This is a genomic window from Planctomycetia bacterium (genome assembly GCA_034440135.1).
Lineage (GTDB): Bacteria > Planctomycetota > Planctomycetia > Pirellulales > JALHLM01 > JALHLM01.
In genome coordinates, this window is sequence record JAWXBP010000413.1 from 1 (window position 1) to 11,855 (window position 11,855).

General features: G+C 63.0%; 9 protein-coding genes. 6 read left to right on the forward strand and 3 right to left on the reverse strand.

Features of this window, described 5'->3' with window-relative positions; genetic code table 11:
* The coding region (locus SGJ19_24110; protein MDZ4783344.1) for a tetratricopeptide repeat protein at positions 1 to 2,304 on the reverse strand (2,304 nt) is incomplete at its 3' end.
* A gap of 299 nt (positions 2,305 to 2,603) precedes the next feature.
* On the opposite strand from SGJ19_24110, the gene SGJ19_24115 reads away from it, so the two are divergent.
* Both SGJ19_24115 and SGJ19_24120 read left to right on the forward strand, forming a co-directional pair.
* Positions 2,604 to 2,858, forward strand: coding sequence for a hypothetical protein (locus SGJ19_24115; protein MDZ4783345.1), 255 nt, complete (start codon positions 2,604 to 2,606; stop codon positions 2,856 to 2,858).
* 389 nt (positions 2,859 to 3,247) lie between these two features.
* Positions 3,248 to 3,634, forward strand: coding sequence for a GlsB/YeaQ/YmgE family stress response membrane protein (locus SGJ19_24120; protein ID MDZ4783346.1), 387 nt, complete (start codon positions 3,248 to 3,250; stop codon positions 3,632 to 3,634).
* An 8-nt stretch (positions 3,635 to 3,642) separates the two neighbouring features.
* Here the strand turns inward: SGJ19_24120 and SGJ19_24125 are convergent, their stop codons facing one another.
* Entirely contained in the window at positions 3,643 to 4,902 is a 1,260-nt protein-coding gene (locus SGJ19_24125) for a hypothetical protein (protein MDZ4783347.1), read from the reverse strand.
* Between the two features lie 198 nt (positions 4,903 to 5,100).
* Here SGJ19_24125 and SGJ19_24130 point away from each other — a divergent pair, with 198 nt between their 5' ends.
* The 4 genes from SGJ19_24130 to SGJ19_24145 all read left to right on the forward strand — a co-directional run bounded on the left by SGJ19_24130 (position 5,101) and on the right by SGJ19_24145 (position 11,177).
* Entirely contained in the window at positions 5,101 to 6,339 is a 1,239-nt protein-coding gene (locus SGJ19_24130) for a C45 family autoproteolytic acyltransferase/hydrolase (protein ID MDZ4783348.1), read from the forward strand.
* 257 nt (positions 6,340 to 6,596) lie between these two features.
* Positions 6,597 to 8,372 (forward strand): hypothetical protein, encoded by a 1,776-nt coding sequence (locus SGJ19_24135; GenBank protein ID MDZ4783349.1) that lies wholly within the window; start codon positions 6,597 to 6,599, stop codon positions 8,370 to 8,372.
* Positions 8,369 to 9,706 carry a DUF1800 domain-containing protein gene (locus SGJ19_24140; protein MDZ4783350.1) on the forward strand — a complete coding sequence of 446 codons (1,338 nt, stop codon included), beginning with the start codon at positions 8,369 to 8,371 and terminating at the stop codon, positions 9,704 to 9,706. The genes SGJ19_24135 and SGJ19_24140 overlap by 4 nt, the downstream gene beginning before the upstream one ends.
* Before the next feature lie 232 nt (positions 9,707 to 9,938).
* Positions 9,939 to 11,177 (forward strand): DUF1501 domain-containing protein, encoded by a 1,239-nt coding sequence (locus tag SGJ19_24145; GenBank protein MDZ4783351.1) that lies wholly within the window; start codon positions 9,939 to 9,941, stop codon positions 11,175 to 11,177.
* Between the two features lie 77 nt (positions 11,178 to 11,254).
* On the opposite strand, the gene SGJ19_24150 is transcribed toward SGJ19_24145, so the two are convergent.
* On the reverse strand, positions 11,255 to 11,855 hold a 601-nt coding region (locus tag SGJ19_24150; GenBank protein MDZ4783352.1), incomplete at its 5' end, for a prolipoprotein diacylglyceryl transferase.

Consider the following 11,855-nt stretch of genomic DNA (forward strand, 5'->3'; position numbering starts at 1 on the left):
CTTGATTTGCGTCAGCAACGGCTCCGCGTCTTCCGCTTCGCTGGCCGGCAACGATTCGAAGGGCAAGTACCACAGCGCCCCGTCGGGAACGATCGCCAACTCCGTGAAGTTGCCGGGCAATTCCGTTTTGCAACCCGCGGTGAGCAGTTTCCAAAGCTCGAATCCTGGCGCGCGCCAATCCTCGCTGGCCAGGATCTTTTGATCGACTTCGACGTTGGAATCGTAGTTGCCCAGGGCGCGCAAATAGGCGGTCAGCTTCTTTTGGAACGTCGCCCCGTCGGGAATATCCCAGAGTTCGTACTTGCCTTTTTCCGCCGTGATCAGAAACGCATGCGAACCATGCTTCTCGGTGTTCAGGAATGACAGCAACGCAGTGCCCGGCGCGAGGCTGCCTTGTACTTCGCCGATCGAACGCACCGGGGGAAACAGCAGGCTGGCCGCCTTGCGTCGGACGGCGATTTCACGCAGCAGTTGTTCCTGCTCCAAGCTGATCTTCGCCCATTCGGTGAGCAACTTGGCCTGGTTGCGTTGCTGATCGGCGTCGGCGGATTTCGCCGGCAACTGGCGAAGTTGTGCGCGCAAGGCGTCGGCGCGTTGCGCCAACTCCTGATACGCGGGGAAGCTGGCCAGCAGTTCCTGTCGTTCGAGCGTGGCCTGCGGGTCGAGTAATTCCGTCGGACCGTCCAGCAACCAGCGCAGTCCGGTGAGCCGGCCGCCGAATTCGAGCGTGGAAAGAAAGCGATGCCGGCGCACCAGATCGGCGATTTCGAACGCCCGCTCCGGGTCGCGGTGCTCCAAGGCGGCGGCGAACCAGTTTTCGTACGTGTCGGCGTGCGGATGGACGAGGAGGGCCATGGCCTCCATCGGATCGGTCGCCCAATCTGCGGCCTGCGGATCACGCAGCAACTCGGCGTACAGATCCTTCGCTACGCGGGCTTGAATCTCGCCGCTGATGTACTGGGCGTCGGCGCGATAGAGCTGGAACAGCCAGATCGAGCCTTCCGACTGGTAGTTCATCGCCGCGTCGAGCATGGCGGCCGCTTTGTCGGGTTGCCGCTGCGCGTAAAGTGCTTGCGCCGTGGCGTAGCTGAGCCGCGCGCCGGTGCGGCCGCTGCCCATCGCGCGCCGCGAGACCGCGCCGCGCGCCGAAGCTACGACTTCCATCGCCTTGTTGGCTTCGCCGATCGACGTGTAGTTCTCAGCGATCATGGTCAGCAGGTTCGCTTGCAAATGCAGATAACCTTCGCGTCGCGCCCAGGCGGCCGCGGGTTCCAACGGCGAATAGACGCCGGGCCTGTTCATCAGCAGGTGTACGGTCAGTCCCAGGCGGAGCGATTCCTCGATAATGCCGATATCGCCGAACTGCCCCGCGGAGATGCTGGCTTCCAGGAATCGATCGGCCGCCGACTGGAGATTTCCCTCCTTCAGGTCCAAGCGCCCCAGCTCCAGCAGAGCGATGCAGGACAGCGGGTGATCGAACTCACCGGCCGCCACGACCGATTGCTCCAACTCCGTGCGCGCGGCAGGATCTTTGCCGGCCGCCGAAGCCGCGATCCCCAATTCCACGCTGACCCAAACGTCGCCCCAGTGATTGCCGGGACCTGGCCGCCGCGAGAGCGCCGCGTAGACGGCGTTCGTTTGCCGGTCGTGCGGAGACGCCGGACCCAGCAACTCGCGCTTGCGCCGCATGGCCAGCGTCGTGCAGCGCACAATCTCCTGCACATTCACAGGGTACAGCATCGGAAGTTGGACTGCGCCGCCTTGTTGCACCTGCTGGTTGTTATTGATGCGACCTTGGCCGATTGACATCGTGTTTGGATAGTTGCCGACCACGGCGTTGCGGTTCGAGACGCCCCAGGGGCAATTGAAAATCTGCCCGACGTTCGCCCGTCGAATCGTCGGCGGAAACTGGACGCGAATCATCCAATCGGGAAAGGCCAGATACAATGCCAGCGCCTGGTTGTAGTGATCGAGCGCCTGGGGAAGCTTCCCCATCTGGTAGTAGCATTCGCCGACCATCGTGTGAAAACAGATCGAATCGATCCAGTTTCCTTGCGCGTCTTTGATCGCGCCGCGCCCCTCGGCATTGAAGTCCTTGCCAGCTTTGGTGAACTCGCCGTCGAAGTAGTCGCCGAAGACGAAGAAATAGCTCGGCGGCGGCACCACCCGAGTGGCCGCCGTCTGAGGCAGGGCGGGCTGGGCGCGGGCGATCTCCGGCGCGCAACAAGCCAGGAGGGCCAAACCGAAGACGCTGATCCCAACGCGCCGCACGGCGCGCGAACGCGAATGTTTTCGCCGATGCATCGCTGCGACTCCTCGTTCTGATTCGATCGATTTTACGCGCCGCGGCTGCGACGGGAAGCCACGGCGGGCCGCTTTTCCGAATTCACCTATTCGACCCAACCAAGTCCCACCTGTCTATCTTACCAATTCCCCGTCCCGTGCTTACTTCCAACATACCGGCAAGTCGCGCGGGTTCGACCAAAGTCGCACCGGCTGGGCGGACGATAACATTCTTAACGAATAGACCGGCCGTAGGGTCTGTGCGGGGACGCGCCGGATGCGTCCCACGGAGGGCGGAAGCTCTCCGACGGCGCCTAAGGATGGAGAAACGGATGATGCGAAGCAGCCAGCGTCAGGGACGCGTTTCCGCGGGACTCATGCTTTTGGCGGCAATCGGGGCCGGCACGACCTTAACCGGCTGCCAGTTCAACGCCGGCGGTCAAACGCTCCCCAGCCCGTATTACCTACAAGACGACGTCCAATATCACCCGGCCGGACCGGAGTTCAAGCTCTCGCGCGAAGCCGCGGCGCTGGACGAAGCCCGGGCGCGCGTGCAAAACGGCCCGACCCCGTAATTGCATCGCCGGTCGAACAACGATCATAGTCGGGCGTCGTTTCGCTTCACCTGGCAGATCGCGGACAGCGGCTCGTTCGCTGTGCGCGCACCACGTGACCGAGGCGGCGCCAGAGGGGGGACGGCGCCCTTGCGGCTGACGTCCAATCGCGCGCTTTTTCGAAAGCGCCGTTTGGCCGTCAGTCCGTGAGGGACATTTTGTTTTCCGGACGTGTGCGCGGTGTTGCACCACGGAGGCACGTGGAACACGAAGGCAAACGAGAGGTTGCGCGCGGTCGATTCGATGGCGCTGCGACACTATTTCTTGCCCCACGCTTGCTTGCGATCGCCTGAATGCGATTGAGTCGCGTCGGTGGTTTCGCCGATGGATTGCTGGAAGGGGGACCTGCCATGGATTTTGAATTGCCGCCCGAGGCCCAACGCTGGGTCAATGACGTGCTGGTTTGGATTGGGTTCGGCACGTTGGTCGGACTGTTGGCGAAAGCCATCATGCCGGGCCGCGACCCCGGCGGCGCGGTGGCGACGATCATGATGGGCATTCTCGGCACCATCATCGGCTGCGGCACGCTGCTGTTCTTCGGAGCGGATCGCCCCATCACGCCGATCAGCCCCATCGGTTTACTGGTCGCCACGACCGGCGCGTTCGTACTCCTGGCCTTCTACCGGATCATGGCCGGTCACTGGTTCCGTGACGGCGTCCGTCAGCCCATGCTCCGGCGCCGCGTGCGGGCGCCCAAGTATGCGGAAGTCGAGCAAGTGGTGTACGAAGAGCCGTAGTACACGCTTCACGCTTGCCAGAAGTGCGACTCCCGCGGCACTTGATACGCCACGCCCATCTCGGGGGTCTCGAAGAGCGTTTGCCCGCGATGCAACGACTCCACACCGCCGATCACCATGCCTGAGGTGAGCAGCGTGCGCTCGACGGGATAAGGCGCTTCGCCCGTGAGCACCATGTCCTCGATGTGTTGAATCAACGGCGTGAAGAAATCGGCCGTCGACGAGCCGTGTCCCGGCATCGGCAAATACATCTGGCAGGAGACGGTCGCGTCCTTGTCCGCGATGTAGCCGGCGTAGTTGAAGTCCTGCACCGACGTGAGATAGATGCTGGTGCGAAAACCGTCGCGATGCTCGACGAAGAAACCGGTCGTCTCTGGCTGCACGCGCTTGAACCACTCGTAACTCACGGGATCGCTGGGATAGCCCCCATCCACGGGCAGATTATGGCTGCGACAGAGCGCCGCCACGATCAGATCGCGCGTCCGATTACGTTCTTCGCGTTCCAGCTCCGTCCACAACGCGTCGCCTTTCAACGCGTGGACGCTCTTGATGCCGGCTTCCCCGCCGCGCCGGCGTTCCGACATGCATTGCGCCGTTTCGTAAGCGTGGAAGTCGTAGCTATCGACGCCGCCGTAGGCCACGCAGACGCTTTCCTTCAAATCCGCGTTGTGCGGCATGTCGATCGCCGGCAGTCGTCGCGTGACCGGCAGCGACGATCCGGCCAGGAATGGGAATCCCAAACGCCGCGAGTCCTCGACCATCTCCGCGCATTCCGCCCAATTGGTGGAGAGATGCTTGTCGTTGAACACTGCCGCCGAACGCCCGCTGTCCTCGAAGACTTTGACGATCTCCTTGAACCAGCGGTAGCGCGGGTAGAGCGTCTGCCCCTTTTCGTTCTTCGGATAATCGCCGTGTTCGCCGATGATCACTACGCCATCGACCGCGAGTTTGTCGCCGCCCAGGGTTAAGGCCTCAGCGACGGAGTTGAACTGCCGGAGCTTGTGTCGCGCGATCCGCTCGCGCGCCAAGTCGCCTTCGGGAAACTGTTCGATGTACACGCCGGCCACTTCCACGCGCGGTTCCACCCAGCCGCCGTCCCAGGCATATCCTGCCGTCAGCCGATCCAGAAAATGCTGCGCATGCGAATGCGTCCGCACTTCGGTGCCGAGGAAAGCGATCTTCTTGCGGCTGGTTTGCGCGGCGCGGGCAAATTGCGTGGCGAGCAAACAACCGGCGCTCGCGGCCAGAAATTGTCGACGTTGGAGCATGGTGGCAAATCCGCGAAGGAGGGAGGCGAGGCGGGGAGGGGCTAACTGGCGGCACGCCCATACTAACCCGCTGAAACGGCGAGGGGGAGTGGATTTCATGTTCCCTGGGGCAAGTCGAAAAACCCTCCCAACGGTGGTCCCATTCGTGATATGATCGTTAGCTCGTGGCTCAACGACGCTTCGCTGGGAGGGACTGACATGTCTCCGTACCGTGTGCTTCGCATCACCTCCATCGTGGCGGTTGCGCTGATTCCTGTCTCGCTCCGCGCGGAAGACAAGCCTGCGGCCATTCGCGGTGAGAGCTCCGCCGCCCCCGCCTCGCGTGAAATCTTCGCGAAGCCGGACGTAACCGGCGGCAGCGGGCATCGCATCCTGGTCGGCGACGGCGACGTGCGATTGCCGCTGGTTGTCGTGCGCGGCACGCCTTACGCGATGGGCTGGCACTTGGGCCGGCAGATGAAAGCGGAGATTCACCAATTCGTGCCCGCCGCCTTGGCCGGCATCACTAAGGAACTCGGCGTCACCGAAGCTCAACTCACTGAAGTCTGGGCGCGCTCTGCGGCGTATGCCGATGATCGCGTCGAGCAAGAATTGGCCGGCCTGGCCGACGGCGCCGAACTGCCGTTGTCGACACTGCAGGCCGTGCATGCGGTACCGTTGTTGATGCCTTACTCGTGCAGCAGCATCGCCGCTTGGGGCGCCGCGACAGAAGACGGTCATCTCTATCAGACGCGCAATCTCGATTGGAGCCTGGAAGTCGGCGCGCATGAGTTTCCGGCCATGGTGCTGTACATTCCCGACGGTGGCATCCCGCACATCGTGCCGTCCTTCGCGGGCGTGATCGGCGCGCACACCGGCATGAACGCCAAAGGCATCGTCCTTTCCGAAATGGGCGATTCCTCCGCCAAGGAATCGCCGTACGACGTGCATGCTCCGCACTTCGCCATCTTCTTCCGCACGCTGCTCTACGATGGTGACTCGCTCAGTCGCACGCTCGACATTTTTCAAAACCAGCAGCCGACCAAGCGCTATCACTTCGTCTTCGGCGATGGGCAGAACGAACACCGCGCCGTGAAGGTGCGGGCACATTCGCCGGAGGGTGAAGGCAAATGGCTGTCGATCTGGAAGGACAACGATCCCACGGATGAGATCGCCCCGGAAGTGATGTCGTGCGTCGTCTACAACGACGAAGGGCGCGGGGCGTTTCCCACGCTCAAGGCCGAGCATGGCAAACTCAATGGCGAGAAGTTAGTCGCGCTCGCCAACCAGATTCCCATCAAGGGGGGCAACGTGGAGAACGTGATCTACGACGCCACGGCCCTGCGGATGTGGGTCTCATACGCCCACGGCGACCAGGAGGCCTACCAGCGTCCGTACGTGTACGTCGATTTGAAAACCATCGACGCCAACGCCGACGGCCGCCCGGATTTGGAATAACGCGCGAGGAAGCGATACACGAGCCCGACGCGCCAGCGCGGGTGAGTAACCGTGGAACTGAGCACGGCGTTTACTCAGGTCCCAACCTCCGCTCCCCCTCGCTGGCGCGTCGGGCTAGTAACGACGGGCGCCTTTTTGGCGCTCTGAAACCTCCTGCGCCGGGGCTTGGTATAATCGCGCGACGGAGGACTGGCTGCCAAGCGGCGGACGGGGCTCTGTAGCGGTCCGGTGTCTTTTTTTCGCGGGAGGCGCGACGTATGTCGTTCCAGCTGTTTCACGTGCGCTCATTCGCACTGGTCCTCGGACTGCTGGTCGCTGTCGGCGCCCGATTCGCTGCCGCCGAAAGCGAGCTCGTCGCGGCTTTTCCTGCCGGAGCGGTCGTTTACGGCGAATTGAGCGATGCCGGCGCCGTCGCGGAGCGTCTGCACGGTTCCGCGTATTGGTCGACGCTCGTGGACAGCCCGCAATGGAAGCAGGCCCAGGGCACGCCCCAGTGGCGGCAATTCGCGGCGGGTCGCACGTTGGTAGAACGGCAACTCGGCATGGACGCTTGGGAGGCCGCGAAGAGTTTGCTCGGGCATCGCGTCGCAGTCGCCCTCTATCCGCGCGGTCCGGGCGAAAAGCCGAACGTCGTCGCGCTCGTGCGCACCGCGGACGCGGGCTTCCTGCCACAACTCCGCGAACAACTCGCGCCCATGCTGGCGTTGGCCGAGGAGAAGTTGCATGTGTCGCAAGCCCTCGATGGTGTTGAACGCATCAACCTCGATAACCATGGCTTCCTCGCTTGGAAGGGCGATTGGCTCGTCTTCGCCGACAAGGAACAACTGCTCGATCAATCGCTCTCGTTGCTAGCGAAAAATGAAGGCGAGTCGCTGAAACAAGACCAGCCGTATCAAGCGATGCTCGCGCAGGCGAAATGGGACGCGCCACCAAGCGATTCCAACACTCGTTTGCTGCGCGTTTACGCGAACATGGCGATGATCAACCAAGCCGCGGGAGGGCGCTTCGTTCCGGAAAAGCTGGATAACGCGCTTAGCTCTTTAGTGCTGGGCGAAAGCTTGCAATTGGCGAGTCGCAGTCCTTACCTGTCCGTGGCCGTCGACGTGGGCGACCACGGTTGGCTCGCCACGGCCACGACCGCCGGCGATCGCGCCGAGTTGGGCGAACTCTACGCCCCGTTCTTTCCGCCGGCTGGCGAAGCGGGCGTGAAGCCGTTTCCGGAGGTTCCCAAGCTGTTAGGCGGCGTGACGATTTATCGCGACTTCGCCAAGTGGTACGGACTTCGCGAGCAACTGCTGCAAGAGCAACTGATGCCAGAGTTCGATAAGTTCGAAAGCGGGCTGGCGAACTTGCTCCCTGGGAAAGACTTTGGCGAGGACGTGCTGCCGCTGGTCGGACGTCGGTTGACGTTCGTCGCCGCGCCGCAGGATTTTGCGCATTTGGATGGAGAGCCGGCGGTCAAGCTGCCGGGCTTCGCACTCGTCGTCGAGCTCGCCAAACCGGACGAGGCGGCGGCGATCCTGCAATTTTTCACACAGACCCTGGCGGCGATCCTCAACATCGAGGCCGGTCAACAAGGCCGGCAGCCCTGGGTGATGACCTCCGAGGCGTATCAAGGCGTGCAAATCGCCTACGCCGACTATCTGGACAAACCGACGGGCGACAAACTTGGCATCGCGTTCAACTTCCTGCCGGCGACCGCGCGCGTCGGCGATCAATACATTCTCAGTTCCTCACGAGGACTTTGCCGGCAACTCGTCGACGCATTGCAACAACCGGCAACTTCCATCGGCGCGCACGAAGCGCCGCGCACGATCGACACTTCGCTGCAGGTTGGACCGATCACGGATTTGTTGGAAGAAAATCGCGAATTCTTCCAAGGCCGCATGATCCAGGAGGGGCGTACCGCCGAGGAAGCCAAGGCGGAATTCGACGTGCTGATCACGTTGCTGCGCCGCCTCGTGTCGCTGAGACTGAGCACCGTGGCGGAAGCCAAGACCTTCCAACTGCAATTCGCGGGGAGCTGGCAATGAGCGCCGCGGCCGATCCGCTCGCCCCGTTCGACGTGGCGACATCCGGCTGGACGCGCCGTCACGCCGCGCACTTGCTCTGGCGCGCGCAACACGGCGCGACCGACGCGGAAGTCACCCGCGCCCACGAGGAAGGGTTGCCCGCCACGCTCGATCGCTTGCTAAGTCCGCAGCCAGAAACTTCGGAGTTCACTGCGGCCGACGCCACGCTGGCGCAGTTGGCCGCGGATTCCGGCGACATTGGGGATCTCAAAGCCTGGTGGGCGCACCGCATCGTGCGGACAGCGAATCCACTCGTCGAAAAGATGACGTTGTTTTGGCACAATCACTTCGCCACCTCGAACACGAAGGTCGATTCCGTCCCGCGGATGACGGCGCAGAACGACACTTTGCGCACGCACGCGGTGGGCAGCTTTCGGGAACTTCTCGGCGCGATGACCCGCGACGTAGCGATGCTGGTCTGGCTCGACGGTAATGCGAACCGCCGCCGGCAGCCGAACGAAAACTTCGCCCGCGAGCTGCTGGAATTGTTCGCCCTAGGCGTCGGCAACTACACGGAGCGCGACATCCAGGAGGCCGCCCGCGCGTTCACTGGCGGGCACGTGCGTCAGGAGAAGTTCTGGTTCAACGCCCGGCAACATGACGAGGGCGCGAAGCAAGTCTTCGGCGCGTCCGGCAATTTCGACGGCGGCGAAATCATCGATCTTTGCCTCGCGCAGCCGTCCTGCGCCTGCTTTTTGGCGACCAAGTTGTTGCGCCAATTCGTCATGCCGTTGCCGCCGGACCAATCCATTGATGCCCTCGCTGCGAAGTTGCGCGAGCAAGACTATCAGCTTGCGCCGGCGCTGCGAACGCTCTTCGCCTCGGAGTTATTTTTCAGCGCCGCGGCGGAGCGTTCCATCATCAAGAGTCCCGCCGACCTGGTGCTCGGTACATTGCGCACGTTGGAAGCCCGCGCAAACTTGCGCCCCGCGGTGCAACTCATGGCGGAGCTAGGGCAGAATCTGTTCGAGCCTCCCACCGTGAAAGGCTGGGAAGGAGGCCGGCTGTGGATCAATTCCGCGAGCATGCTCAAACGCGCGAACTTCGCGACGGACCTGGCGTTCAGCGATCGCTACGGCGCCATCGCCGATCCGGCCGAACTCGCCGCGTCGCGCCATTGGCGACGCATCGATGAAATGCTGCAACACTATGTCGAATTGCTCTGGTCCGCCGACGCCGGCGAGAGCCTGCCGCTGCTGGAACAGGCGATGAGCGAAACGCACGGAACTTTAAGTCAGCGCCTGCGCGGCGTGGTTCACCTGGTCCTCGCCGCGCCGCGCTACCAACTGATGTGAATGACATCCTGAAATTCGACACTAGCCCGTAGCGCAAGCGAGGGAGAGTTGACGTTGGTGATAGTTTGACATGAACGCCAGGCCGACCTTCCGGTTCGAAAGAATCGCCTTCGATCTTAGAGATACGGTCTGCCCGGCGTATTCGATTAGATGATCACCAACGTCCTCTCCCCCTCGCTGGCGCTACGGGCTAGTGTGCAGTCGATTGCTTGATTCCTGGGAGCTTCGAATCATGTCCCTGACCCGTCGCACGTTCGTTCAGCGGCTTTCGGCGTCCGGCCTGTTGGCGATGGGCGCTTTGCCGCCACGGTTTCTTTGCCGTGCCGCCCACGCGGCGGAATCAGGTGTATCAAGCACGGCGGGACGTGTGCTGGTGTTGGTGCAACTTGAAGGGGGCAACGACGGCCTGAACACGGTCATCCCGTTCGGCGACGACGCGTACTACCGCGCACGGCCGGGCCTGGGGGTCGCGCGTGAAGCGGTGTTGAAGCTCGACGACTACCACGGGCTCCACCCTTCGCTCACGGGCTTCAAGGAATTGTTCGACGAAGGGGCGCTCTCGATCGTGCAGGGAGTCGGGTATCCGAATCCCGATCGCTCGCATTTTCGTTCGATGGACATCTGGCATTCGGCGCGGCCGGAATCCGTGCGGATCGAAACCGGCTGGCTCGGCCGCGCGCTCGACGCCACGGCCGCGCAGCACGAAGCCAAGGCGCCGGCCCTAGCGCTGGGCATGGAACGGCTCCCGCTGGCGCTCGTGGCCGCCAAGATCAACGTACCGCTGATCACCGACCTGGCGAGCTACGAACTGCGTCTCGCGGAAGGGTCGGAGACGGATCGCGCCGCGATGCGAGCGCGCCTGCTGCAATCGGCGGAGTTACCTGTCGGCGATGCCGCGGAACTCAAGTTCCTCACTAGCACCGCCCGGAGCGCTTACCAGAGCGCCGAGAAATTGCGGGCCGTGATGGGCAGCTACCAGCCGGCCGTCGAATATCCCGGCAATGCGCTGGCGCAGCAATTGAAGTTGATTGCGCAGATCGTGGCCAGCGAAGCGGAAACTCGCATTTTCTTCGTCTCGCTCGGCGGCTTCGATACCCACGCCGATCAGGCCGCGGCCCATGCGGCGTTGCTGACGGAGCTCTCCAGCGCCTGCCGAGCGTTCTACCAAGACCTCGCCGGGCATGGTCTCCAGGAGCGCGTCCTGTTGGCCACATTCTCCGAGTTCGGCCGCCGCGTGAAAGAAAACGGCAGCCTCGGCACCGACCACGGCGCGGCATCGCAGATGTTCGTCGTCTCGCCGGGCCGCGCGGGGCTACGAGGCAAACATCCCAGCCTCGAAGACCTCACGGACGGCGACCTCAAACACCACACCGACTTCCGCTCGGTCTACGCCACGCTGCTGGATAAGTGGCTCGAGCTACCGTCGGAACCAGTGTTGGGTGAGCGGTTTGCGATGCTGGATTTTGTGTAGAGCCGCGACCATAGTCTCCTTTCGCTCCGCGAAAGGCCCGGAACCTTTCGTGGAGCGAAAGGAGACTGTGATTTGCGCTATGCGTCAAATGCCAGTTGGCGCGGCTTCCACCGCAATGCGAACCAGCTCACGACCGCGGCCGCGAAGAGCGCCAGGCTGATCCATTGTGAGATAGTGAACTCCGTGCCGAGTTGCCCGGACTCGTCGTCGCGGATCCATTCCAGGAGGAAGCGCGTGATCGGGTAGACCGTGATCAACAGCGCCGCCACTTCACCGTCGCGGCGGCGGAACGGAAAGTAGGTCCACAGGAACCACGCGGTCAGCAGGCCCGTGATCGAATCGTAGATCTGCGTGGGGTGGATCGGCGCACTGCGTGGCATCAGCTTTCCTGGCGTCCAGCTGCGATGCGTACCAGACGCCAGTGTGACGTCGATCGGCGCGCCCGCTTTGCCGGCGCCGATCAGTAGCTCAATAACCTGTTCGCGATGCGTGGCGGGAATTGTATTGATCGTCTGGATCACGTCGCCTGCTTGAAATCCGGCGTTCGCCGCCAATGACTCGGCCGCCACGTCGGAAACCAAGACGCCGCCACCCGGCAGACTGTCGAAGCGCAAGCCCCAGACGTCGACTCTTCCGTCGATCGCTTGGCGCACTTGCGGCGGGCTGCCCCAGGGAAAC